The following is a 23,130-nucleotide window of genomic DNA, read 5'->3' on the forward strand; positions in this document are numbered from 1 at the left end:
CCCTGACTGCGGGTGCGAGCATTTCGGGGGCTCGTAGTGCTGTCGCCGCGACCACGGGAGCAGGCACTTCGGTGGATGCTGGGGTACGGGCGTTCAAGCTATACACTGGGCCCGATAATGCATCGCATGTGCTTGAAGGCACGATAGACCAGATGGATCGCACTGATGTAGTCGCCATCCATTTCAAGGAAACGGCCGCGCACGCCTCGTACGGTTGGCACACTGCCCCGGAGTCGCAATACGTGATTACGCTGTCGGGAACGCTTGAATTCACTACCCGCGAGGGCGAAACATTCGTGGTGCGACCCGGAGACGTCCTGCTCGCCGAGGACAATATCGGCATCGGCCACAAATGGCGCCTGATCGACGATCAGCCGTGGAGGCGTGCATATGTAGTGCTGAAGCCGGGCGCCAGGGATTGCTTCGTGGCGAAGAAGGGCGGTTGAGAACTTTTCCATGAAGAACCTGGCAATTGCTTTAGTGGACCGTCCTGGTACCCTCGCGGAAATGACCGACGCTCTTGACAGAGCAGGTGTGCGCATTGAAGGTGGCGGCGTGTTTGTTGTTGACGGATGTGGCGTGGGACATTTCCTTGTTAAGGATGTATCCAGTGCCCGTCGTGCGCTTCTCGCCGCAAACATACAAGTATTGTCCGAACGAGATGTGGTCATCCCGAGACTCAATCAATCCGTAGGAGGACAGTTCAGCCACTTTATGCGCAGAATGGCCGACGCTGGTATCAATATCGAAGTCCTGTACACCGATCGACACAGCCAGGTCGTCATCGTAGTTGATGATATCGAGGCATCACTTGCAGTCAACAGGGCATGGGATATCGAACAGGACATGCTGTGGAGTCTGTTCAATGACGGACTCCACTAGACGGGCTGGATCTGGGCAACATAGTGAAGACGAGTCGATAAATCAAGCGGGGCCAATGATCATGCATTCGCGGCGCCTTACCGCCTGTGCGCGCCCAGAGGCCGATCATTGACTCGCGACCGTAGCCGTCGCGAGCGGCATCGGCATCGTGTTGCCCTCAAATGCGACCTTGGCCGCACAGATGGCAACCGCGAAGCGCTGCAACGGCCACGGCGAACCGCATACGCGCTGGCATGTCTCGCGGCCGACTCTGCATATCCGATGCGCGTCACGCGCTTTAATACGGCGATATCCACGGATGCAAATGGCTGATACGCGCGCCCTGGCCGCGTATCCATTCGAGCGCGTACTGGCTCGTGCCAGTACGCGATTCCTCGACACCGCGCGCACTGTTGCGCACGCCGTGGCCTATGGTCCGGCCATGATGGCAGAGCGCGTCGATGCGCCCGCGCGGATAGCCTTGCGCAATGCGCTCGAATGCGTCGCGGTCTTGCGCAACGAGCGCCGACTGAGGCTGTTCGATCTCATGACGCGCGACTTCGGCAATCACGCGCAGCACACCGGCACGCGAAACGAAGGTGCCCGTGCGCATCACCTTGCTCATTCGCGTGCGCATCTGTTCCGGGGTCTGCCCGACGTGCACCTTGACCACGCGTTCCAGCGCGCCGCGCGAGATCACTTGCAAAAGCGCGGGCTCGCGCGTGACTTTGTCCCACAGTTCGCGAAGGCGGTTTTCGATCGGTTCGCTCTGACTGCCACGAGCCGTACGCTGCCGCATCTGGTTTTTACTTCCATCACGCAAATCCTTCAGCGTCTGGCGATGAGCCGACAGTTGTTGCCCGATGTCTTCGACTTCGTCGGATACGGTCATGTGACGCGCGCTGAGCTTCGCGTAGTGCTCGAACTCTTTCTTGTGCTGCTCCGCGTATTGAAGTATTTCGCCTTGCAGACGTCCAATGCGAATTTCAAGTTGGTCGATATCGCCATGGCTTGCGCCTGTTCCGACCGAAAGAGACTCACCTGTTTTCGCTTTCGGCATGCCCTCGCGCGTGAGCCTGGTGCGCTCGGCGTTCACTTCGGCAATCCTGTCCTTGTAGTAGGCGTCGAGTTTCGGCGCCACATGTTGACCCAGTGCTTCGATGTCGTCGATGTCGATGAGCTTCGCGAACTGTTTCTCCACCGCCTCGATCATGGCCTGAAACGCCGCGCGATTCGCGGTGAGCGCGGTGGTCACGGTCTCGACCTGCCCGGCCGCGCGCGCGATGTTAGGACCTATCAGGCGCACCTCGCCGAAGGTCACTCCGGACGATTGACGTTGCACGGCGGCCTGCAGATTATGCTGCGCGTTCCTGAACACCCGCAGCACCTCGCGCGTGGCGATTTGCGCGGGCGTCACACCGAGCCAGCGGCGAAACCCATTCATGTGGTCCATTGTTTTGCCTTGCCGCCGTGCAACCGTCGACACGCGCAAGCTGCGGGCGAAATCCTCCACCAGCAAGCGCTCGACGACGGGGTACAACGGCTTGAGCCGGGGATGCAACACGAGCGCCATGAACGCCTGCAACGCGTCTTCCGGCTTGACTTGCGGTTCTGCGGCACCGCTTTGCACAATGTGATCGAGCGCAGTGTCGAAAGATTCCTGAAACTGACGCTCGGGATCCTGAGGACGGCGCGACAGCCGGCCTTGCACGGGCTGCAGGCCGTGCAGCCATTCGGTGACCTTGTCCGCGAGTTCGGGACTCACGTGGTCGATCATTTCGAAGGTGCCGACGTCTCCCAAAGCGCGCAGCGTATCGCGGCTCGCCACGGCTTGCACTTCGCGCGCCGCGTTGCTGCGGCTGCTCTTTAGCAGATGGACCTGCTGCCCCAATGCGGCGATACGTTGTTCGTGCGCGACGCGCAGTTCGGCGCGGCTCGTGCCGGCTTGCGGCGGACGTGCCGCGATGCTTGCGACCGGCGCGTCGGCGGTACGGGCTTCATGCAATTGTTCGAGGCGGCTCGACTTTTCTTCGAGCGACGCATTCAGCTTTTCGACAACCGCGCGCGCGCGTTCGCACTGTTTGCCGAGCGTATCGACGCTGCGCTGCGCGATGTCTTTGCGCGCTTCGAGCCGCGCAATGGCCTGCTGCACTTCGGCTTGCGAGATTGGCGGGGCATCGGGCGCGTCGGGCGCATCGGGCGCATCGGATTGTGCGGGGGCCTTCAGCGCGAGTAACTGGGTCTCGATCTCACGGATTTCATCGGCGAATGCGAGTATCGCATCGATATCGCGTTGCCTTGCCCCGAGCGCGATGGCACGGTTCGCGGGTTCGGACCGTTGCTGCGCGACGGGCGTCACTTCGAGCGAAGACGATGACGACGCGCCTTCGGCCGCCGACGGATGCGCTGGCAAGCTGGCGATGAGCGGGTTCGCCCCGGCGCGCAAGCGGCGTTCCCGTTGCGCGCCGGTTGTTGCTCCAGTTGCTCCGGTCGTTGCGGCTTCGTGCTCCGGCACGTCGTGAGGTCGTTGCGGGGATCGAATCGGCTGAACCATATGTTTCCTTTGGTCGGGCGGTGGCTCACCGATGCCGCCGCGGGAAACCAGAAAAATCCGCGACGTATGAGCCTATGACGAGTCGATTGTGGCCGCCGACAATACGCAAGCAACGAAGATGCGGCGAATAGGCGGCGACGAAGGCGAAACAGCGCTGTGTGTTGCCGAACAGCCGCTCGCTGCGAAACAAGCCTGCCGTTCGGGCTCATTGAACCGGTTCGCTGAAGGAATACGGATTTCGCCGACTCTCGATCGTGTGCCGCGCGGCGCTTGCGATACTTGGCGCGTATTCAGGAGACGTCGCTTTCGCGATCCGCCTGCAAGTCCATGCGCGCGCAGCGTCACTCGCGTTGCGCGTTTGTGCCGTGGTGCGTTGTCGACCGGTTGCATCGCTGACCGGCACGCCAAACCGATCTCAGGACAGCCATGAAACGTGTCGATAGCCCCTCCGCGCCCTTCACGAGTGCCGCAGCCGATGCTGCGGAGTACGGTCAATCGGGATCGACGTCGTCTGGCGCGCCGTCACTTAGACGTTCACCGCTGCGCAGCCGCGCTGCGGGACTGTTTGCGGCGCTGACGCCGTCGTCCATGCGCGCACAGCGGCATCAGCAGCAACCCCGGCAGCGTCCCCAGTTGCACGGCAACCTGCCGGCTTCGCTGCATCGACCGGGTGGCGCAGGCACAGATGCCCGCATAGCCGCCACATCAACGGGTGCACCAAGGCCCGCGACGGCAGCGGGCAGTTCGACGGCTCCCACCATGCCGGAACCAGTGGACCTCGCGGCCGAGTACGGCCTGTCGCGCCCGCCGATACCTGGAATCATCTTCGCCGTGAGCGATGCCCGACCGGACTATCCCGCACCGGTTCCGGGACGCCCATTGACATCCGATGAACGGAACGTGATGTCGAATTGGGCGAGCCGGATCGACAGAACCTTGCCTCGTAGCGCCAAGGCCGCATTCCACCACGACGTGGCGGCGCTCGGCCAGGAGATGTCCGGCGATGGCGCGCTCCTCAAGACTTGCATCGACCACATGCGCGAAGGTCTGACCGAATGCGCGGATCGCGCGCTGCTGATGTGGCAGCAGGTGCAGACCGCCCGTCAGGCGCATCATGCGAGCCGTGGCGCATACGACGCAGGCCAATTGTTTTTGCTTGGCCGCGGCATGTACCGGCTCGGCCAGGTGGACGCCTACGCGCTCACGTCCGCAAGCGGGCGAGGGTATGGAAACGACGAAGGCGTCGAGGTCGTCTTGCGCGCTCGCGAAACGTTACGCGAAACCCTCGAGCTGCCGATTCCGCACACGGACGGCGCATCGACGCACGACGCCGGTGTCGTGATCGAAGGACTCTCGGACGACGCGTTGAAAGCAGCGTGCTCGCGGATCATCAGAGGCGAATTGCGCGACGGCGGCAAGGCGCTAGCCGAGTTCCTCGCTAGCTGGACGCCGCTCGTCACGCATCTCACGGCGACCACGCCCGAACTGGCCGATTTGCATAAGTCGATCAATCAATACCGCGATGGATTGATCGATAGCATCGAGGCGCACTGTCACGATCCAGCGTCGCAGGCGGCCGCCGGCAAGGCGCCGCTGACGAGCGCGCAATACGGCGCGCGGCTCACGCAGGGCGGTGCGCAGGTCGGCGAGTTGCGCGATGCCGCGAATCTTGCCGCCGTGCGTGGCGCATATTTTCCGGTTGAGCCAGGAGCGCTCGAATCGCAATGGCAGGGCGTCACCGCGATGCGCACGCGGACAGCGGCGAGACCTTTCGTTCAAGGCTTGCGCGATGCGGCGAGCCAAGGCACGTTCAAGGCCGGCTGGGTGCATCCGACATATCGCTGGAATCATCTGCATATCGCGGCGGCCGCGGGCGATACGCAATTGACTCGCGCGCTGATCGAGCACGGCGTGCCAGCGGATCAGGCGGACACCTCCGGGCTCGCGCCACTGCACGTCGCGGCCGCGAGTGCGAGCGCCGGTTCCGTTGCGACCTTGATCGCTGTGCGGGCCGATGCGAATGCGCCCGACCGCGCGGGGTATCGTCCGTTGCATTGGGCCGCGCGCTCGGGCGACCGGCGCACTGTGGAAGCAATGCTGCCGTCGGTGACGGAAATCGACGCCGTGCATTCCGACACAGGCACGACGGCGTTGCATCTTGCCGCGACGCTCGGCAAGCTCGACGTGGTTCGTGCGTTGCTCGCGGGTGGGGCGAATCCGTTGCTGAAAACAGCGGACGGATCGACCGTGCGCGATGCGCTGAAGCACTCGCAAGCCGCCCGTCGCGCGCCGGAATACAAGCTCACTTACGAAGCATTGAAGGCGGCTGAACGCGTGACGCTCGCCGCTGCGTCCAGCCACGCGCGGTAGGTGTCGATTTCAGGAAGCGGTCGTGCCGGACAGCATATCCGCCACGCGGCACGACTCACGTTGCGCTGAACGCGCGCCGTATCATAGCGGCTTGCGCGCGACCACCGTCGGGAACATGCGCGCGCGGTCGTCGATGAACTCGATATCCACGAAACCGGCTTCGCGAAGTTGGCTATCGGTTTGCGCATGAGTGCGGAACGCGCTCCATTGCGCTTCGATGATGCGCACGAAGAGCAGATGCTGAAGCGCAAGCACTTCACGGTCGATCTGCGCCATGTCCCACGGCGACTCCGGCGACAGCGTGGGCGGTGGCGTCAGGAAACTCGTGACGAGCTTTCCGTCCGGCTTGAGCGCATCGAAAAACGAGCGATAGAGCGCGACGACACGGCCGTCGTCGGGCTCGTAGATGTTCAGGCCGTTGCTCGTCAATACGTCGAAGCCGCGATGGACGCCCAACGACCATGCGTCCTTGCGATGCAGCGATACGCGCACGGAGAGGCCTCGTTCATCGGCGAGCGCGGCCGCGTGATCCAGCGCGGCCTGATCCAGATCTACGCCGACGAGTTCGATGTCTTCCAGCCCTGTGTAGTCGAGCAGTAGCAATTCGCCCATCACGCCGCACGGAACCGATGCGAGCACCATCCCCGGCGCGAGCAGTGCCTGCAGCGTACGACGGAAAATGCCGAAGCGTTCGCGTGTCGCGAGCACCGCCGGCAGCGTGTCGAAAATCCGCGATTCCAGCGCGGTCATCGCGGCGGGCGCAGTCGCGCCGGCTTGATACGTGACCAGCCGATGCGTCCAGTCAGCATTCAAGCCGCGATGCTCGAGCAGAAACCTGCCGAGTTCGAAGCCGGACAACTCGTTCGCGAGCGCGATCTGTTGCGCGACGGTGGCGCCGGGTATGTCTCCCGCGCCGCGCAATCTCTCGACGATCGTCCGCAGCCGGTCTTCATACCCGCTCTTCGCGTTGCCGCCGTGAGAAATCAATCGGTCATCGGCGTTGGCTTCAATTGCGGCTTGATCTGTTTTCGTCATTACCGGTCCTCTAGAGCGATGTTCGATGTGCGGCATGCCGTAGTGTCGTTGGCTGCCATCGGGGCTTCGCACTGTATCGCAGTTCCGCGGACCTCGCCGCGCGAAAAGATGGCAATCGGCGGATCGACGCCGACACTTCGGTAACGGAGAAAGAACTTCGCTGTCCCACGCCGGGCGGCTCGCGTTTTTGCGTAGGGTATGCGCCACCCGATCGGAACTGAAGAAGTCACCATGTCCAAAGTATCGGCGGAAAGCAGCGTTCAGGCGCTTGCTGAGCTCGCATTGTCAACAATCGGCGATGCAGACGTCGCACGAATGCCCGCGCATTCCAAGGCGAGGCTGGCTCCCGGCTTCGCAGCATTGAAGTCGACGGCCGCGCACTGCAGGCAACGCCCGATGGACCGCCCCAAGCTGATGCGTACGCCGCAAACGCGCGAGCGGCTGCATCGCCTGCGTCACGAACTGGGCAGGATCAGCCCGCCGCCGTCGACTATTGAAGAGGCGCGCGCCGAAATTATCCAGGCCATGGCACGCGCGGATCTTGGCGCTTGGCGCGTGCCGGAGCTCACCGGCGACTCGGCGCTTCACCATGCGGACGGCTCGGTGCAAATCGTTCTCATTGCGCATGTGATAGTTTTCAACAGCACAGGCGCCTTTCAGATTGTCGACACCCACCCGCCCGGTGCGCCGTATTTCGAAATGCGCGGACGCGATGGCGCGGCTTTCGTGCCACCTTGCGATATGCATGCGGAAGCTGACCGTAATGTAGGCCCACCACAAGACGAAACCAGCGGGCGTGCGGACCCGGCGCATCTGCGGCGCGCCTGACGGCTGGCGGGGCCCGAACAATTATTTTTGCGTCGCTCGCAACTTTTCGCGGCGGCGGCGACACTCACGGTCATCCACACAATCTGGCGGATGCGAGCACAGCGACATGTCACCGGAACCGATCGTTACAAGCAACGTCTGTCTTGCCGCGCGTAGCGTCGACGCGGAGGATGTCGCGCTGCTGCAGCGCATCTCGGCGGCGGACAGGTCCGCGCTGGCCACGCTCTACCGCGAATATCACCGGCGACTGGTCCGCTTTCTCGGCCGCTTCACGCGGCGCGACGACGTGATCGAGGAAGTCATCAACGACACCTTTATGATCGTCTGGCAGAAGGCTGGCGAATTTCGCGGCCAATCACGCGTGTCGACGTGGCTCATGGGCATTGCGTACCGCGTTACGTTGAAGGCACTGCGCCAGGGTGGCTTGCCGGCGGAACAGCAGCACGACTATGAGGGGCCGTGCGTCGAGCCGTTCGCCGAACACGAAACGACCGACTGGGTGACCAAGGGGCTGACCAGGCTCGCCCCGGAGCAGCGCATCGTGATGGAGCTGGCCTACGTAATGGGCCATTCGCTCGAAGAGATTGCGGAGATAACCGAAAGCCCTGTCAGTACCGTGAAGGCCAGAATGTTTCATGCGCGGGTCAAGCTGCGCAATCTGCTGCCGGCGCTCGCCGGCATTGATGGGAGCGCTCGATGAGCAATCCAGCCGAGAGCGAACTCGCTCATCTGCATGTATGGGAACTGTTGCCGTGGATCGTCAACGGCCGGGCGTCCGACGCCGAACGCAAGCTGGTCGACGCGCACGTGCGTGATTGCGAACGATGCCAGGCCGAGCTCGCATCGCAACGCACGCTGTGCGCGGCGATGGCGTCGCGCGAGGACGCCGGCCCCGACATCGAACGCGGTCTCGATCATCTGTGGGAGCGTTTTGACGAAGCGGCGCAGCCGGCCGTTCGCACCGGCACGTTGTCGTCGGCACCCTGGCGCGGCCGCATGACGGCGATCGCGTGCGGTCTCGCGGCCGTCGTGCTGCTGGAGACGGGCGCACTGGCGACGCTCGGTTTCAGCCGCGGCGCCGATAGCGTGCCGGCGAACTATCACACACTGTCCGAGGTCAATGCGGGCGCTGCGCGCGCGACGATCCGCCTTGTCGCCGATCCCGCGATGCCGGTTGGCCGGCTGCAGGCGCTGCTCGTGCCGCTTCATCTGCAGATTGTCGGCGGCCCGAGCGAAAACGGCGTCTATTCGCTCGCGCCGCTCGTGCCGGTTGCTCCGGGCGACGTCGCAAGGCAGCTCGGCGTGTTGCGCGCCGCGCCCGGCGTGCGCTTCGCGGAGCCGGTCGGGGAGGGCGCCAGCGGTCCCTGACAATTCCTTGTCAATTTTTTTTACTGTTCGGGTTCATCGGTTAGGATCGGCAAGCTAGGTGCGTTCCCGCGCGCCCTGAGCTTGCCGGATGGCTTGTGTAAAGCCATTGCTTTGACCGTCGTTGAGCCTTGCGCGGAGCTGGTATCCTGGTAACGGCTTCTTTGCGGGCGCGTCGGCGGCCTCCATCAGATGGGGCGATGACCACGGGCGCGAGGTTCGTCGTCAACGCGGGCTATGGCTGGCGCCTTTCCGGCGACTGGACCGCGCAGGCCATGCTCTCGCACTACCCGTTCAACCGGGCGCCGTCCGCGTCGCGTTCCAACTACAACGAACTTGCGTTGACCGCAGGCTGGCGCGACTCGGTGTTCGCGTCGCTCGCTACGCCACTTTTCGGTGGTGGACGAACCGGTTCGCCCGCCGGCCACGCTGGGCGTTATCCAGGGCGCATGCTCTTATCAGGCAATTTCACTAGTCAAGTGAGCGGCCTTCCGTCCGATGTCCGGTTCGACGCAGCGACAGGTGCTGGCTCTTCCTTGCCCGCCGAATTTTCCAGTGGAGCCACTTCATGCGTACACAGCGCACAGCCAGCACCCTTGCAACCGATCTCGCCGATGCTCACCCACCCCAGCGTGCCGGTGGCGATGCGAGCCGGTCACGGTCGAAGTCGCACTTCTCCGGTGCGGCGAGCACAGTCCTGTCGCAACTGAGGTCGATTGGCGGCGGCTCGCGCCCCGCGACGCGCTCGCCCGGGGCTGCTTCGGCGACTGTCACGGCGAAGGAAGATCCTGTCGGGAACGCCGTCCAGTGGATCAATCAGCAGCGTCGGCGAGTCGATACGCCGCGCGCCAGTGCGAATGGTGGCGTGATGAAACTGACTCGCGAGCAGGCTGTGGTGATGAACAAGGTCGTGCCGAAGCGGGCCGCGCCCAAGCCGCCGACGGGCGCGAGCGGCGCAACCGCCAAAGCGCAGCCGAGCACGACAGCGTCTTCTCACACCAACCCGGAGATCGAGCCCGACGACGACGGGCTGTTCGAACTGCCTCTGCCGGCCACAGAGCGCGCGCCGCAGAAGACGCTACTTCAGTTGTTCAATGAAGAGCGCGCCTTTCAGCATGCCCCGGCGTCACTCGCTCAGACGCAAACTCAAAACACGGCAGCGGCTCCCGAGTATGACGACGATCTGATCGAAGTGGATCTGCACAGCGGTCGCGTCAATACCGGCGCTAAGGCATCGGAGCCAGCAGAGCCATCGGCCCCAGCCGGGCCGAAGAGCGCATTGCGCAAACCGGGCGCGGCCCGCCGCGAGGCCGGGCCGCGCGTGAGTTGGCATCCGGATGTCCGGGACACAAAGTTGGCGTCCGCGGAAGAAAAGAGCGGCTCACCGCAACGCGAAGCTACGGCGAACACCGGAGAAATCGCGGTGCTTCAGGACTCCAGCAAACTTCATATCGACGAGGCAAGCGATCAAGGCAAGGAAAGCCATGCAGGTGTGACTGACGAGCCGACGCTCGCGCGGTCGCCGTCACGCCGTGAGCAATCGAGCGCGACGGTATCGTCCGCGGCTTCAGTCGCGACGCCCGGGACATCAACTACGCCCACAGATCGCGCGCGTCGCAGTGGTATCACGGGCATGCTCGGCCGCATGGTCCAACTGCCGCGAAAACTGTGGCGCTGAGTGACGAGGTCACCCAGCAGCATTGCGGGGCAGGGGCGCACTTTGAAGCGCGCTCTCAAACGCACTTGACGTTCCCCAACATATCCATCGTCTCTCGCAGCTTGCAGCGCGCCCGATGCATGCGCGCCTTAACCGTCGTCACCGGGCAGCCGGTGATCTCCGCGATCTCTGCGACCGAATGTCCGAGCACGTAGGCGAGCGCCATCACGAGCCGCTGCTCGACGGGTAGCAGATCGAGCGCCTTCGATAGCAGGTCCGACAATTCATGGTCGTGCCAGTACTGAGCCATTGTATCGGCATGGTCGATGTCCAGCGGTTCGAATTCCGAACGGCGCTGGTCGCGCAACGCGCGCAGCGCCGAGCGATATGCGATGCCGATGATCCATGTCGAGACGCGGGCCTCGCCCCGGAAGTCGCCGGCCCGCTTCCAGACGACCATGAAGGTGTCGTTGATGATTTCGTCGATCACCTCGCTCTTCCACGTGAGCCGGGTCAGGAAGCGCGCAAGCCGCCGATGGTAGAGCCGGTACAGGCGGGCGAGCGCCGAGGCGTCGCCCGCCGCCACGCGCTCGAGCAAGGGCCGGTCGTGATCGACGGCAGCGAAGCCCTCACGCGCGACGAGATTCGCGGACACGTGGTTGGTGACTTCGTCGATCTCCTGGCGCGCGGTTTCGTGTCCACGCAGATCGCCGATGTCGTGCATCGCGCCGACAATGCCGGTGATGCGTCCGTCCTCGTCATAGACGACGCCCTTGTAAAAGCGAACCATGCGTACGATGCCCGCCCCGTTGCGCACACCGGCCGCATACGTCTGCACGCCGCCGTCGGCTGCGAGATCGAGGTCGGCCTTGTGATAGGTCAGCGCGAGGTCCGAGGGCGCCACGTCATAGACGGTCTTGCCGAGAATGCCGCCGCGGTCGATACCGAGAAAGCGTTCGAAGACCGGGTTGCAGCCGGTGTACAGGCCATTCGCGTCCTTGAAGAACACCGGCGACACCATGCCGTCCGTGTGATTCTGCAGGGTGGAAAAGTCGGTGACGCCGTCGCGCGCATACGCAAGCAGCCTCGTCTGGGCGCGTGCGCGTTCGATGATGGCGTCCGGGTTCAACAGGTCTTCGTCGTTCACCGCGTCGTGGGCGCCGCGCGCGATGAGCGAGACGACTTGCCCGGCAGAAAGCTCGCGTAGCACCGGGATCAGATAGTGTTCATCGCCGTTCTCGATCCGCAGCTTTTCTATTTCAACGCTAGCGTCGGTATCCGCGCAGTCGATAAACACGACCGCCGGCGACGGGTCTTCGATCAGATGCGCGAGCCTTAGCGCCTGTGCGCCATGGCGCCTGATTGCCGCGGGCGTTGGGCGATCCGATGAACTCGACCAGAAAATGCGCGTTTCGTCGACAAGATGTGCCACCATTCGCTTTCCTCACTTCTTTCTCATTGACTTGTGCACCGAACGAAAGAACGGCGGCAAGTCAAGTCATGCGGGCAAGAGAGGCACGGATCGGATAAGCCATGGGGCTGACGAAAGTTGCATGGCCCGCGCCTCAAACCGTTTGCCCAGCTATGAGCATACCTGCCCGACAGCGCGGAAATTATTGAATCGCGCGGCAGTTGGGACCGGCGGCCGCGTCTTGTCCCATGTATCGGGAACTATGTGACTCAACCATGAATGATTCGCTTAATTCGCGTCCGGATCGCGGGTAACCTGCGCTTCGTCGCGCAACGCGAACTATTCTTTGCGCAATTATTTTTTTGCGATGCAGTGACTTGCTGGTAGGTGGCGTCATCGAAGCAATCGGCGCGCGCGGATGGCGTGATGAGCGCAATGGCCATGCCGTGGGTGATGGCGAGCGGCGAACGATGAATGGCGTGCTGCATGACGAACTCCTTCGAATCCTGCCGGACGGCGCGATTATGGTCGTCGCGACAATGAACGCGGGTGTGACGGCCGGAAAAAATGAAGGCGTGAACGAAGCCTGTCGCGCGGCGGCACACGGCCTTGTGCATGGTTCGCGCATGGACCCGACTTTTCGCGGGGCTTCAGCGGGCGTGCTCAAGAGCAAGCGTTCAATACGTGCTCAAGCGATGCGGGGCGCATCGTGCCGCGCGCGCGGCCGTTCGCTTAACCGCCTGCCGCGCAGAGGAGGCGCCATGAAAACCCGTTCAGCGATCGACGCACGCTCGATGTCCGATCTCGGCCCGACGCCCGAGACCTCGACGCGCCGCAACGACACAGGCCGTCGTGCGCGCGCTCGTTCAACCGACTCCGCGTTGCTCACGCTCGGCGCGCGTTCGCCATCGCCGTCGTATTCACCGGCCGCGGTCGGCGACGGACGTGCGTCGCGCGCACCGGTTGAGCAATTGCAACGCTGGGGCGCGAGCGGAGAAATCCGGGAAGTGGCACCGGGCACGACGCTTGGCGAACTGATGCACCGCGAACGCCCCACGCCGGAGACGACTGCGCACATGGCGCGCCTGCAACAGCACAACGCGACGCACGAACGTTCGGTGGGCGACAGCGGCAGCATGGTCGGCATGCGCTCGCCATCGCGTGGATCGCCGTCGACGCGATCGCAAGGTGGCGTCGATCCACAGATGTCCTTGCAACCGAAAACACGGGCGGAAACATCGACGAGCACGGCAGCTCCCGGCGCGACCGCAAAAGTCGCGCATGCGCCGCGATCCGCAGGAGCATCACCTGCTTCCGAGGCGCGCACAGCAAAGCCGAGCTCCATTCGCGCGTTGCCCTCAGGACCGAAGATCAACGGCATGGACAACGTGCTGATGTCGGCCTACAACCTCGACGACGAGCAGCTCTCGTTGATCACCGGAGCACTCGGGCTTGGGCCCGCGCATGCCGATGAATACGTACGCAACATGCAGACGGCCACACTTGGGCGCATACTGCGCGGCGCGGTCTATCAGGGGCCGTCCATACCTGACGCGGCTTCGATCGCGCAGTTGAAATTCGGCCGCGGTTTGCCGCCCGAACGCCTGCAGCATCTCGTCGCGGTAGCCGGCAGGGCCGGCTGCTTCATGACCGAGCGACAGCAGCGAGGCAAGAATGGCGAGACGCAGCATCTGTTGCAGCTGCATTTCACCGGCGACGATGGCGCCGAGTCCCTCGCATCGCAGCCGGATTCCGTCAACTACAAGGCCGTGAAGGCGCTGTCCGAACTGATGGCCGAGCTCACAGCACCCGGGTATCGCGAGGACGCACAGCGCTTTTCGATCGACTCGGTCGCCGCGGGGATGAGGCCGGGCGACAGTTCGGGGGTATTCGTCGAGCACTTCGCAAAGCACACGCAGGCGAGTCCGCCGCGTATCCAACTGGTCTCTGAACACTTGAACGAGGCCAACATCCGCAACGCCTGGCTGTTCACGGCGCTCACTCCTGAACAGAAGGAGAAGCTCGTGCATGCGTCGAACGTCTCGCATCTTCAGTTCGAGGAGCGGCGATCCACGGCGGCAGACGGCACGCGCTGCGTGAAGCTGCGCGTCTTCTTCGGCGGAACGGAGAACTGGCGCGACGTGAGGCAGGCGCTCGTCAGCGGGACGGGCGGCGTTGGCACGGTGTTTGGCGCGGTGCGCGACGCGGCGGAAATCATTGCGCAAAAGATCGAGCACGCGCAGCGCGAAGGTTATCGCGTCGAATTCGACCACATCGCGGGGGCGTCGATGGGCGGGGCCAGCGCGCAACTCTTCACGGCGGCCCTGCAAAGCCGCGTCAGGTTGCAGAAGCCGGCGCCGCTCGTACTGCTCGATCCGCAATTGCCCAACACCGCGCAGTTGCGACATGCGGTAAAGGGGGGCACGCTCGAATACGACTATGCGAAGCCGCGGGGCGTCGCGGTCACGCTCGACTATCCTGCGAACCCCCGAAAAGGGCTGATGGGCCGCATGAAGGGCCTCGGCTTCAAGTCACCGGGCCTTGTGCGGCTCAAGCTCGCGTTGAGCGACTACGATGCCACGAGGCTCACGCCCGAAGGCGACACCGAGAGGTCGCCTCCGCAGACGAGCGGCCCTCCGGGCATGGGCTATCACGCCGACCCCGAACTGTATCTCGCAGCGATAAACCGCTTCACCCGCCGCGTCGAACTGAGTTGATACGCGATGTGCATCCGTCGCGTCCTGCCGATGCACTAACAGACAGAGAGATCTCACTCGATACCGTCAACGACGTTTCGCGCAACGAAACGGGCCTTTTGGCGCTCCGTTCCCGCGCTCCGCGGAATACGACGAACCACATATCACGAGTGAGAGGACAACAAGCTGTCTCGGGGATGGCGGTCGGCATCGCAGGAGGGGTGCCGGCCAGTAATCGGAAAGGTTGTCACTTATTTGGATGCGAACCGCCCGTGAATAATGACCTGCTCTTTGCAATCGCGACTGACGATCGGATGCTTCGACGCAATCTTGAAGAATCACTCGCCGGAGATGGCATCGTTGTCAAGTCGTTCTCGTGTGAGCTCGACCTGTTGCGTGCGATGCGTGCGAACCGCTACGACCTGGTGCTGATCGACTCGAAGACCGAGTCGACAGCGACGAGCGCCATACTGTCATGGCGCAGCTTCAATGCCGACATCTGCACGCCGCTGATCGTGCTGACGAACAAGTCGAGCTGGGCTAGCCTGTTGCGCTGGATCGACACGGGCGCGACCGACGTCGTCAATTGGTACGACATGGAGCAGGTCCGTTTTCGCGCGCACCTTGCATTGCAACGGAGCGCTTCCAACAGCACGACGCACGAGATCCAGATCGGCCGCTATCTGCTGCAAAAGAACCCTGGCCGCGCGACCATCGACGGAGTCGAAATTCCGCTGACGGCGCGTGAATTCGCGATTGCGTGGCTGTTCTTCTCGAACCCCGGCAAATTCTTCAGTCGTGCGCAGATTGCAGCGGCATCTGGGCGCCGCCGAGCAGATTGCTGCGCGTACGCTCGAGCAGCACATCTACAAGCTGCACGCAGTGCGCACGACGGGCAAGTGACCGTTGATAATTCGAGAACGGCCACAACTAGTGCAATGACCTGACTGACGGAAACGGGTCGGCAAGGAGCATTCGATTTTCTCGAGAGCAGCCGTTCGCGATCAACAAAGTTGGCCGGAGGCGAATGAAGGGAATCGCTCCGATCACTCGACGTCCGGACCGCGTGTGGATGACCTGCGTGCGTCAGTGCCATTCGATGCGACGCTTTTCCTCAGTTTCACGGTGGCGCCGATCGTCATCGAAATGGAGGTACTGGCTCGTCGTCGTTAGGGAAGCGTGTCCCAGATTGTCGCGGACCAGTCGCAGATCGACCTGCCGATCGGCCATGTGGGAACCCGCGCTATGTCGGAGCCAGTGGGCAGATGCCTGTTCAAGACGGTTGGCACGTCCTTGATTCGAGCCATTCGAATCGGCGCTCGAACGCAAGCGACTCACTGCGCCTGAGAAAACTGAGGCCGGCCGGAAAGCGTGGAGGCCAGCATTCCGTAAAATTCAGGAATGGAGGCATACATGAACCGAATCCCCAAAGCCGTCTACACGAAGGAATTCCGTGAAGAGGCGGTGAAGCTTGCAATGACCGAGGGCGTTGGTGTATCGGAGGCTGCGCGTCGGCTGTCGATATCAATGAAGACAGTGGCAGACTGGGTGCGTGCTGCGAAGGCCGGCAAGCTGGAGCGTGTAGGTCAGCATCAAAAGGCGTTGACGGAGATCGAAGCTGAACTCGGGCGGGTCAAGCGGGGGCCGGCCGAAGTAAAGATGGAGCGCGATTTACTAAAAAAATTCGCGACGTACTTTGCGAGGGAGTCGCGGTGAAGTACGGCTTGATCGAACAGATGCGACAGGACTATCACGTGCCGCCGATGTGCCGGCTGCTGGGAGTGTCCATGAGTGGCTATTACGCGTGGCGCACGCGGTCGCCGTCGTTGCGGGCACGGCAGGAACCGCGAGTGGAGGCCGAGGTGCTCGCTGCGCATCAGCGCACGTGTGAAAGTGTTCGGGCCCGAACGCTTGCAGAAACACCTCGATGAGCACGGCGTGCAGATCGGCGTTCATCGCATAAAAAGGCTGCGTAAAAAGCTTGGGTTGCGTTGCAGGCAGAAACGCAAGTTCAAGGCGACGACCAATTCGAAGCACGACCTGCCAGTGGCACCGAACCTGTTGAATCAGGATTTCACCGCAACCGCGCCAAATCAGGCCTGGTGTGGCGATATCACGTATATCGCGACCGACGAAGGCTGGCTGTACCTCGCCGGCCTGAACGATCTGTTCAGCGGCGAGCTGGTCGGCTACGCCATGAGCGGGCGCATGACGAAGCATCTGGTGATGCAGGCGTTGTTCCGCGCGGTTGCATCGCAGCGCCCGGTGGCCGGTCTGATTCACCACACGGACCGCGGCAGCCAGTACTGCGCCCACACATATCGGGAGCTCGTCGGCCAGTTCCGTATGCAGGCGTCAATGAGTCGACGAGGAAACTGCTTTGACAACGCGCCGATTGAATCGTTTTGGGGTAGGCTGAAAAGCGAGCTGGTCTATCATCGACGCTTCGCCACACGCGAAGAGGCTAGGCGAGCCATCAGCGAATACATCGAGACGTCCTATAACCGGCAACGCACGCAGGCTCGTCTTGATTACCTGTCATCTGCAGCATTCACGCAGCGATACTATCTGAATCAGGTCGCTGCTTAACCCGTTGGCGTCGACGCGTTCCGACCGACCTTATTGCGGCTATCGTATGAAAACGTCCGAATCCTGAGAGCACCCGTATAGGCGCCACCGGCACTGGGTGTTGAACTCGAAGCCAAGCATCAGTACGGCCTATTCTATCCGACAGATTTCTGTCAGTGCGCCAACCAGTAGGCCGAAGGGGCCTACGCCGATACGCGATATTTATAGTGCGGGAAGCGATTTATTCGCAGCCTTTACCGGGTTCCGGATAGATTCGAGCATTCCTCTAGCTTCCCTTTCTCCGAACACTCATGAAGACGCTCGCGCCACTAGCCCGCCGCCCGACCGAACCTTCAGATCGCGCGCGCGCCTCCTGATTCCCGCGCGATCTGGCCGTCGCGCGCGTTATCGTCGCGCGACAGCAGCCTGAACACACTGAAAAGTGACGCGGCAACTCAGCCTGGCGCCGCGCCCCACGGGCTCCAGTCGAAGCCTCTTGTCGCTGCGCCGCTCAGCAGGAATGCCTGCCGCAAACTGGCCGATTGGTTCGGCCTGAACAAAACCGGGCTCACCCCACTAGCGCTCAACCGGATGCCCGACGCCTATGCGATCGAAGCAGCCGGCAACGCGACTGCCGGATCGACCTACACGTACGACGGATCGCTAGCGCACGACCTGCTGAATCTGGCAGGAGCTGGTTTATCGGCTGCAGCTGGCAGCGCCCTTGCGAAGCGCTACAGTGCAAGACTCGAGATCATGTTGCAAGCTGAAGTCGATGCCATCAAGAAAGCGTCAGCACAACAGCAGCAGGGTCGCCGCTCTGGCCGGCCATCGCTAAAACCGGCCAACGACAACGAACGCGCGCGCTATCCAGCACTCGACGCACACTACCGAGAGGCCGATCCAGCGTTCATCGGTAACCTGCTCGTGACACTCGACCGCAACGGACAATGGCAATACGATAAACAGAAGCTGCTCAGGATCGCCCATGACGATAGCCATCCTCGGGTACGGCATGCGCGCGACGTGTTGACGCTGATCTACATCGGCAGGCACCGGGATACGCACCGGCGCAACGACGGGTCGTATCACGCGGTCATCTCGACACTGGGCTCTGCTGCAAGTACGCTGATGATCGCCGGTACCCACGGCGCGGCGCTGCCGGTGGTGGTCGCAGGTTATGCGGTCGCCAGCGCACGCGAAATGCTTTTTCTGAGGAAGCCGCTCGTCGAAGAACGACAGAAGTTGCGCGACGCGAAGGCAGAACTGATGACGCGCATCGTGAAGCACCGGCTAAACGGTTTCGACAAGAACGGTGCGGAACATTTCGAAGCCGCGAACCGGCGTCCGTCCGCCTCGGGACAGTCACTGGACGCACCCGCGTACGGCCTGCCGCTGGAAGCCAAGGCGGGCATCGTCGCCGTAGCATTTGCCGATGCAGAAAAGAAAGTGGCAAACCGGAACGTCGGCAGGTGGATTCCCGGTGCCCTGATCGATCATCGCAAATCCACAGCGGCCAAAGACGCGGAGAGAACCATAGTGGTCAATCACGCACTCGATATCATGAGCAACGAACCGACGCGCCTGGAACGAAGGTCGGCCAGTGTGCTTACCGAACTGCACGCTATTGCGCTCGATTCCGATCTGTCGCTATCCAGCCGCGTCCGGAAGGTGAAGGTGCATATAAAGGGGCATCCTAGTCTGCGAGCGATCCATGCGCTCCTCACAGATATAGGCATGCGCACAGGCGAAGCACTTGAAGTTATGGCGCGGCTCGTTGAACTCCAGCTCACCGCGGCGGGCTGTGCTGGCAACGGCAATCCATTGCTGGCCGACGCGGTCCGGCTCGCGAACCTGACAGGTCAGCCGCAGTTTAAACGGGCAACGCCGGCCGCGCTGGGAACGGCCATCAACGAGGCGCTCAGCCGGCGACTCGTTCTGGGTTAGGCGCACCCTTGCCGGCGACGTGAGGCCGCTGCTCGCGTAGCCGAAATCGAGCGGAAAACGCAAACGCTGTGCGGTGCGACCGTCCAGCCCAGCCATACGACCATTCGAAGCCATTGGCAATCGTGCGGATCAGCACCACTCTCCGCCCGACTATCTGAACCAGCTCGCTGCTTACCACGTTAGCGTCCACGGTTTCCGACCGACCTCATTAGGAGGTACGTTGATTTCGAATACGCAACCAAACATTTGTCCCAACTACGTACACCACAAGACACGAAACCACCTGCAACACGTGATCGCCTGAGAAAATTGATGGCAGGTACGTCGCGTGGCGATCAATAGCGGATACCTCGTGAGGTTGAACCGTTGTGTCATTGACGATGGTCCTGCTTTCAACTTCTGGTAAATTCATTGCTGCGCGGCGCAGTACAAATACAAAGGCCGCCAATAATATCGTCGAGGTGCTTCATGGAAGTTCTTGATCGCGCGGCCGCCGTCTCGCCGGACGGACGCGTTGTGGTTTTCATGCTGCCGATCCGCGGGCGCGAGGTCGAAGCCGCGGTTGCACGCGACGCACTCGAAGAACACTTCTGGCTGCCGCCTGACGCCGACGCGGCACGCACACTCAAGACATTCGAAAGCGGCCGCAACCGCATCGTCGCTGTCGCACAAAGAAAGTTACTTGCGCGACCCGACGAACCGCTGCGGCTGACCGTGAACGACTTCGTGACCCGGTAATCGACTGTTGGCCAAGGATGATGGTCGCGGCGATGTTCGAGTGATAAATACATAAAAAGCACGATCGCTCCAATGTTGATCATTTCTTTTATGCAAAATCCGCGAACGGCAGGGAAGCCCCCAGCTCTCTGTGCCATGCGGTCACCAAATGGTACACGCTTCAACGCTGGCGCTATGCCTGCAGCCGCAGCGGCGCTGAGACCTCGACAGTGATGCCGGGCGTCCCGGTCATCGAAAAGTTTGAAACACTCGAGCACTGCAATATCCTGGAAGTTGCCATTGATCGTGCGTTCCATCTCGGAGTCATCGTTCAGGCAACCACGGCCGTCACCTGACCCGTAGCTGACGCGGAAGAACGTGATGTTGCGGCCAATCGCGCAGCCGGACAGGGCCCGGCGACGGGCGAATCGATGTTTAACCGGCATCGGGTTCTCCGGTCTGCTCATTGCCAGACCCGATGTGTCTGTCCTGCCGGCGCCTCAGCGGCCCGGCCAGCACCATGACGTGCTCGGGAAAGGGGACCTTACGCGGCTTCATCGCCTGTTCACGCGTTGCGAGTGCAAAGGCTCGCAGGCGCGCCCCGAGTTGCTCAGATGTTTCGACAGGCCGCAGCGCCGGTTGTTTGCGTCGCGTCATTGGTAGATCCTCCTGTGGGATGGGGCGGTGTATGGTTTCCGGCCTGTGTACGGTGTCGCCGTACAGGCCGGAGAAAACGTACGCGGAGCGCCGGGCGAGCGAACAGGATCATCCCGATGGTCTCAATGCAGCTGGCAATGCCGGGCGCGGGGATCAACCACGAGACGACGGCTTCGCTGCCCCGGGCCTGCGGGGTTCGGCAAGCTGCATCATTTTCACCGTCGTCCGGTGCTCCTGTCGATGCGAAGCATTTCGGCGAAGACACCGATAACACTTGGGCAAGCGCTTTTCATTTTTTAGAACACCTGCCAGGCTTCCATACGGAAAACAGCAGCAAGCCTGACCTTTCGTATTGATGCCTGCATGGAGTTCAGCGGAGATATTAGCAACGAATTCTCGACGTCCACACCCGTTATCACGGCAACGGTGCCTGAGGCCTCCGGATGAGGTTCGCCACGGCGACGATCCTCGAAGGCGTGTCACTGCCCTTAGGGGCTCATGCGACGCATGATCAACCCGGCTAATGCAACGTCAGTGAGGCCGAATCCGAGCGACTTGAAAATCGTTAGGTCGCCTCGTGCGCGGTGCACGCTCCGATGGTTCGCGAGCAGCGCACCGAGTTCGACAATGTTGTCCCAATTGACAACACCCGGCGCGGCCATCAGCAGATCGCCGGCTTCGCTGCGGGCCTGCTCCAGCGACTCGACGACAAGCGTGCTCGCACGCGCCAGCAGTGCGTCGTCGAGTTCGAGCGCATCGGGTTTGCTTGAACCGATCGCTGCGATGAATGTTCCTGCCTTTACCCACGCGCCGTCGAAGAGTGGCGTCACACTCCGCGTCGCAGTAACGATCACGTCGCCGCTTGAGCGGCCGCTTGCGCGTGGCAGCCTTCGATCAGTTTGCGAGGGAATAGCGCCTGCATTTCAGCAACCGTTTGCGCAACGTGATCGATTCCGACGATCAGCACGCGCTCGATGCTGGAATTGTCAGCGAGCGCACGAATATGTGCTCTGGCTTGCCGGCCGGTACCGAACACCGCGAGCACGCGTGCGTCGGACGGGGCGAGTGCGTCGCTGGCAATGCGCGTCACCGCTGCGGTGCGAAATTCAGTTAGTGCGTCGCCGTGAAGAATCGATATCAAGCATCCATCGTCGCTCGAAAAGAGCGGAACGACAAAATCGAACCGGCCACCGTGCGTCGAATAGACCTTCGCGCCGCACACGCCGCGCAACGGCAGGATCGCGCCCATCATGCTGATCGATACATTCTCGCCCTTTGTTCTGACACGGGGCTGAACCGAAGCGCGGCCCTCGCCGTGTTCGACGAGCGCGGTGCGCAGTTCGGAAATTGCGTCGTGCATCGTAATGGGGCGGCGCACGTGGTCGTCAGTGATGACTTGCATGATTGGTGTGATCGGATGAGGGTCGGTTAGAAAGAAGCCGGGCGCGCTTTAATAGCGCTCAAAGACGGCCTGCAACGCGCCGGTGTCGTTGGTTTGCGTGAGCGCCAACGCCAGAAGGATGCGGGCCTTTTGCGGAATCTGGTCGTCGACTGTAAGCCAGCCGTATTCGTCGTCGGGTTGCGCACCGTTGTGCAACACGATGCCGCTGCCTGTGCGCGAAGCGCGAACCACATGCACGCCGCGCCTCACGGCATCTCGAAGCGGGTCGATCAGATGACTGGCGACATTGCCGTTGCCGGTCCCCGCATAGATCAGCCCACGCGCGTTCGCGGCGATCGCGCTGACCGTGCCTGGTTCGAGCGTGCCATACGCATAAACGATGTCGACTTTGGGTAGTGTGCGAAGCGTAGTGATCGACCATGGCGTGTCGAGCGTATGAACGCGTGCGGGTCGGCGGTAATAGCGCGGCGCGCCTTCGATCACATACCCCATCGCACCGTATGGCGAACGGAATGCGTCGAGCTTGAAGCTGTTGCCTTTGACGACATCGCGTGCCGTGTAGATCTCATTGTTGGCAACGACCAGCGTACCAAGTCCTCGAGACGACGGATGCGCTGCAACCGCAAGCGCATCGTATAAATTCAGCGCCGCGTCGGAACTCATTGCTGATGGCGGGCGCATTGAACCGACTACCACCACCGGCTTAGCACTCTTGAGCGTCAGATGCAGAAAGTACGCGGTTTCCTCGATCGTATCGGTGCCGTGGGTGATGACCACACCGTCAACATCGTTCCTTGCGAGCAGCTCGGCGACGCGGTTGCCGATGGCAAGCAGATGTGTGTTGTTGAAATTCTCGGACCCGGTTTGCAGCAGTTGTTCCGCGCGCAGATTCGCCAGATTGCATGCGTGCGGAATCGAGCCGAGAATTTCGTCGATACCAAGCACCGAGCAAATGTAAGAGGCAGTGTTGACGCTGGCTTTGCCTTGGCCGGCGATAGTGCCGCCTGTGCCAATCACCACGATATTGGCTTTTGCTGTCATGCGGGTTCTGTCAGGTTAGGG

22 protein-coding genes and 1 pseudogene are annotated in these 23,130 nt (G+C 62.2%); 14 read left to right on the top strand and 9 right to left on the bottom strand.

What is annotated here, in order from left to right; translation table 11 throughout:
- The first annotated feature begins 152 nt into the window (after positions 1 to 152).
- Both DSC91_RS38110 and DSC91_RS00330 read left to right on the top strand, forming a co-directional pair.
- A complete protein-coding gene (locus tag DSC91_RS38110; protein ID WP_229758320.1) occupies positions 153 to 446 on the top strand; it encodes a cupin domain-containing protein in 294 nt (97 codons plus the stop codon).
- Between the two features lie 10 nt (positions 447 to 456).
- On the top strand, positions 457 to 882 hold the full coding sequence (locus DSC91_RS00330) for an amino acid-binding ACT domain-containing protein (RefSeq protein ID WP_115776301.1): 426 nt from the start codon (positions 457 to 459) through the stop codon (positions 880 to 882).
- A 277-nt stretch (positions 883 to 1,159) separates the two neighbouring features.
- Here the strand turns inward: DSC91_RS00330 and DSC91_RS00335 are convergent, their stop codons facing one another.
- Positions 1,160 to 3,415 carry a coiled-coil domain-containing protein gene (locus DSC91_RS00335; RefSeq protein ID WP_162831296.1) on the bottom strand — a complete coding sequence of 752 codons (2,256 nt, stop codon included), beginning with the start codon at positions 3,413 to 3,415 and terminating at the stop codon, positions 1,160 to 1,162.
- A 759-nt stretch (positions 3,416 to 4,174) separates the two neighbouring features.
- Between DSC91_RS00335 and DSC91_RS00340 the strand changes: the two genes are divergently transcribed.
- Complete coding sequence (locus DSC91_RS00340) at positions 4,175 to 5,785, top strand: ankyrin repeat domain-containing protein (RefSeq protein ID WP_162831297.1); 1,611 nt, start codon at positions 4,175 to 4,177, stop codon at positions 5,783 to 5,785.
- A gap of 81 nt (positions 5,786 to 5,866) precedes the next feature.
- Here DSC91_RS00340 and DSC91_RS00345 read toward each other — a convergent pair whose 3' ends face one another.
- Positions 5,867 to 6,820, bottom strand: coding sequence for an SAM-dependent methyltransferase (locus tag DSC91_RS00345; RefSeq protein WP_115776304.1), 954 nt, complete (start codon positions 6,818 to 6,820; stop codon positions 5,867 to 5,869).
- Between the two features lie 198 nt (positions 6,821 to 7,018).
- Between DSC91_RS00345 and DSC91_RS00350 the strand changes: the two genes are divergently transcribed.
- From DSC91_RS00350 to DSC91_RS00365, 4 genes are all read left to right on the top strand, one after another.
- On the top strand, positions 7,019 to 7,648 hold the full coding sequence (locus DSC91_RS00350) for a hypothetical protein (RefSeq protein ID WP_115776305.1): 630 nt from the start codon (positions 7,019 to 7,021) through the stop codon (positions 7,646 to 7,648).
- A 106-nt stretch (positions 7,649 to 7,754) separates the two neighbouring features.
- Positions 7,755 to 8,348, top strand: a complete 594-nt coding sequence (locus DSC91_RS00355) for a sigma-70 family RNA polymerase sigma factor (protein WP_115107671.1) — start codon at positions 7,755 to 7,757, stop codon at positions 8,346 to 8,348.
- On the top strand, positions 8,345 to 9,016 hold the full coding sequence (locus DSC91_RS00360; RefSeq protein WP_115776306.1) for a zf-HC2 domain-containing protein: 672 nt from the start codon (positions 8,345 to 8,347) through the stop codon (positions 9,014 to 9,016). The genes DSC91_RS00355 and DSC91_RS00360 overlap by 4 nt, the downstream gene beginning before the upstream one ends.
- A 565-nt stretch (positions 9,017 to 9,581) precedes the next feature.
- Positions 9,582 to 10,691: a hypothetical protein gene (locus tag DSC91_RS00365; RefSeq protein ID WP_115776307.1), complete on the top strand. Its 1,110-nt coding sequence runs from the start codon at positions 9,582 to 9,584 to the stop codon at positions 10,689 to 10,691.
- 55 nt (positions 10,692 to 10,746) lie between these two features.
- Here DSC91_RS00365 and DSC91_RS37270 read toward each other — a convergent pair whose 3' ends face one another.
- Together DSC91_RS37270 and DSC91_RS37275 are read right to left on the bottom strand one after the other, a co-directional pair.
- On the bottom strand, positions 10,747 to 12,105 hold the full coding sequence (locus DSC91_RS37270) for an RNA polymerase sigma factor (protein ID WP_162831298.1): 1,359 nt from the start codon (positions 12,103 to 12,105) through the stop codon (positions 10,747 to 10,749).
- A 245-nt stretch (positions 12,106 to 12,350) separates the two neighbouring features.
- Positions 12,351 to 12,698 (bottom strand): hypothetical protein, encoded by a 348-nt coding sequence (locus DSC91_RS37275; RefSeq protein ID WP_162831299.1) that lies wholly within the window; start codon positions 12,696 to 12,698, stop codon positions 12,351 to 12,353.
- A 144-nt stretch (positions 12,699 to 12,842) separates the two neighbouring features.
- Here DSC91_RS37275 and DSC91_RS00380 point away from each other — a divergent pair, with 144 nt between their 5' ends.
- Complete coding sequence (locus DSC91_RS00380; RefSeq protein ID WP_162831300.1) at positions 12,843 to 14,798, top strand: type III effector protein; 1,956 nt, start codon at positions 12,843 to 12,845, stop codon at positions 14,796 to 14,798.
- A gap of 176 nt (positions 14,799 to 14,974) precedes the next feature.
- A complete protein-coding gene (locus DSC91_RS00385; RefSeq protein WP_115776310.1) occupies positions 14,975 to 15,724 on the top strand; it encodes a response regulator transcription factor in 750 nt (249 codons plus the stop codon).
- Between the two features lie 139 nt (positions 15,725 to 15,863).
- Here the strand turns inward: DSC91_RS00385 and DSC91_RS00390 are convergent.
- A pseudogene (locus DSC91_RS00390) lies at positions 15,864 to 16,169 on the bottom strand (tyrosine-type recombinase/integrase); the annotation flags it as partial.
- Positions 16,170 to 16,190: 21 nt separating this feature from the next.
- Here DSC91_RS00390 and DSC91_RS38455 point away from each other — a divergent pair.
- The 4 genes from DSC91_RS38455 (at position 16,191) to DSC91_RS00405 (ending at position 20,030) form a co-directional block, all read left to right on the top strand.
- Positions 16,191 to 16,493 carry a transposase gene (locus tag DSC91_RS38455; protein ID WP_268238881.1) on the top strand — a complete coding sequence of 101 codons (303 nt, stop codon included), beginning with the start codon at positions 16,191 to 16,193 and terminating at the stop codon, positions 16,491 to 16,493.
- Positions 16,494 to 16,664: 171 nt separating this feature from the next.
- Positions 16,665 to 17,366: an IS3 family transposase gene (locus DSC91_RS38460; protein WP_268238880.1), complete on the top strand. Its 702-nt coding sequence runs from the start codon at positions 16,665 to 16,667 to the stop codon at positions 17,364 to 17,366.
- A 570-nt stretch (positions 17,367 to 17,936) separates the two neighbouring features.
- A complete protein-coding gene (locus DSC91_RS00400) occupies positions 17,937 to 19,292 on the top strand; it encodes a transcriptional regulator (protein ID WP_115776311.1) in 1,356 nt (451 codons plus the stop codon).
- 468 nt (positions 19,293 to 19,760) lie between these two features.
- On the top strand, positions 19,761 to 20,030 hold the full coding sequence (locus DSC91_RS00405; RefSeq protein ID WP_115776312.1) for a DUF1488 family protein: 270 nt from the start codon (positions 19,761 to 19,763) through the stop codon (positions 20,028 to 20,030).
- Between the two features lie 414 nt (positions 20,031 to 20,444).
- Here DSC91_RS00405 and DSC91_RS00410 read toward each other — a convergent pair whose 3' ends face one another.
- Positions 20,445 to 20,666, bottom strand: a complete 222-nt coding sequence (locus DSC91_RS00410; protein WP_115776313.1) for a hypothetical protein — start codon at positions 20,664 to 20,666, stop codon at positions 20,445 to 20,447.
- Between the two features lie 116 nt (positions 20,667 to 20,782).
- On the opposite strand from DSC91_RS00410, the gene DSC91_RS37280 reads away from it, so the two are divergent.
- The gene (locus tag DSC91_RS37280) at positions 20,783 to 21,022 is read left to right on the top strand and encodes a hypothetical protein (RefSeq protein WP_162831301.1); all 240 of its coding nucleotides are present in this window, start codon (positions 20,783 to 20,785) and stop codon (positions 21,020 to 21,022) included.
- Positions 21,023 to 21,154: 132 nt separating this feature from the next.
- On the opposite strand, the gene DSC91_RS38465 is transcribed toward DSC91_RS37280, so the two are convergent.
- From DSC91_RS38465 to DSC91_RS00420, 3 genes are read right to left on the bottom strand one after another with little or no spacing between them, the layout of a single operon-like run.
- On the bottom strand, positions 21,155 to 21,496 hold the full coding sequence (locus DSC91_RS38465) for a hypothetical protein (RefSeq protein WP_254597364.1): 342 nt from the start codon (positions 21,494 to 21,496) through the stop codon (positions 21,155 to 21,157).
- A 20-nt stretch (positions 21,497 to 21,516) separates the two neighbouring features.
- Positions 21,517 to 22,068, bottom strand: coding sequence for a hypothetical protein (locus DSC91_RS38470; RefSeq protein ID WP_254597365.1), 552 nt, complete (start codon positions 22,066 to 22,068; stop codon positions 21,517 to 21,519).
- Positions 22,069 to 22,116: 48 nt separating this feature from the next.
- Complete coding sequence (locus DSC91_RS00420) at positions 22,117 to 23,109, bottom strand: asparaginase (RefSeq protein ID WP_115776314.1); 993 nt, start codon at positions 23,107 to 23,109, stop codon at positions 22,117 to 22,119.
- Positions 23,110 to 23,130 lie beyond the last annotated feature (21 nt).

Source organism: Paraburkholderia caffeinilytica (genome assembly GCF_003368325.1).
GTDB lineage: Bacteria > Pseudomonadota > Gammaproteobacteria > Burkholderiales > Burkholderiaceae > Paraburkholderia > Paraburkholderia caffeinilytica.

Excerpts from the sequence above, each read along its gene's own strand:
- DSC91_RS00405 (WP_115776312.1), top strand. The coding sequence starts at position 19,761 with ATGGAAGTTCTTGATCGCGCGGCCGCCGTCTCGCCGGACGGACGCGTT.
- DSC91_RS00420 (WP_115776314.1), bottom strand. The coding sequence starts at position 23,109 with ATGACAGCAAAAGCCAATATCGTGGTGATTGGCACAGGCGGCACTATC.
- DSC91_RS37275 (WP_162831299.1), bottom strand. The coding sequence starts at position 12,698 with ATGCACAAGGCCGTGTGCCGCCGCGCGACAGGCTTCGTTCACGCCTTC.
- DSC91_RS37270 (WP_162831298.1), bottom strand. The coding sequence starts at position 12,105 with ATGGTGGCACATCTTGTCGACGAAACGCGCATTTTCTGGTCGAGTTCA.
- DSC91_RS00340 (WP_162831297.1), top strand. The coding sequence starts at position 4,175 with ATGCCGGAACCAGTGGACCTCGCGGCCGAGTACGGCCTGTCGCGCCCG.
- DSC91_RS00355 (WP_115107671.1), top strand. The coding sequence starts at position 7,755 with ATGTCACCGGAACCGATCGTTACAAGCAACGTCTGTCTTGCCGCGCGT.
- DSC91_RS00385 (WP_115776310.1), top strand. The coding sequence starts at position 14,975 with ATGGCGGTCGGCATCGCAGGAGGGGTGCCGGCCAGTAATCGGAAAGGT.
- DSC91_RS00345 (WP_115776304.1), bottom strand. The coding sequence starts at position 6,820 with ATGACGAAAACAGATCAAGCCGCAATTGAAGCCAACGCCGATGACCGA.
- DSC91_RS00365 (WP_115776307.1), top strand. The coding sequence starts at position 9,582 with ATGCGTACACAGCGCACAGCCAGCACCCTTGCAACCGATCTCGCCGAT.
- DSC91_RS37280 (WP_162831301.1), top strand. The coding sequence starts at position 20,783 with ATGGTCTCAATGCAGCTGGCAATGCCGGGCGCGGGGATCAACCACGAG.
- DSC91_RS38110 (WP_229758320.1), top strand. The coding sequence starts at position 153 with ATGGATCGCACTGATGTAGTCGCCATCCATTTCAAGGAAACGGCCGCG.
- DSC91_RS00330 (WP_115776301.1), top strand. The coding sequence starts at position 457 with ATGAAGAACCTGGCAATTGCTTTAGTGGACCGTCCTGGTACCCTCGCG.
- DSC91_RS00380 (WP_162831300.1), top strand. The coding sequence starts at position 12,843 with ATGAAAACCCGTTCAGCGATCGACGCACGCTCGATGTCCGATCTCGGC.
- DSC91_RS00410 (WP_115776313.1), bottom strand. The coding sequence starts at position 20,666 with ATGACGCGACGCAAACAACCGGCGCTGCGGCCTGTCGAAACATCTGAG.
- DSC91_RS00360 (WP_115776306.1), top strand. The coding sequence starts at position 8,345 with ATGAGCAATCCAGCCGAGAGCGAACTCGCTCATCTGCATGTATGGGAA.
- DSC91_RS00335 (WP_162831296.1), bottom strand. The coding sequence starts at position 3,415 with ATGGTTCAGCCGATTCGATCCCCGCAACGACCTCACGACGTGCCGGAG.
- DSC91_RS38455 (WP_268238881.1), top strand. The coding sequence starts at position 16,191 with ATGAACCGAATCCCCAAAGCCGTCTACACGAAGGAATTCCGTGAAGAG.
- DSC91_RS38470 (WP_254597365.1), bottom strand. The coding sequence starts at position 22,068 with ATGCAAGTCATCACTGACGACCACGTGCGCCGCCCCATTACGATGCAC.
- DSC91_RS00350 (WP_115776305.1), top strand. The coding sequence starts at position 7,019 with ATGCGCCACCCGATCGGAACTGAAGAAGTCACCATGTCCAAAGTATCG.
- DSC91_RS00400 (WP_115776311.1), top strand. The coding sequence starts at position 17,937 with ATGCCCGACGCCTATGCGATCGAAGCAGCCGGCAACGCGACTGCCGGA.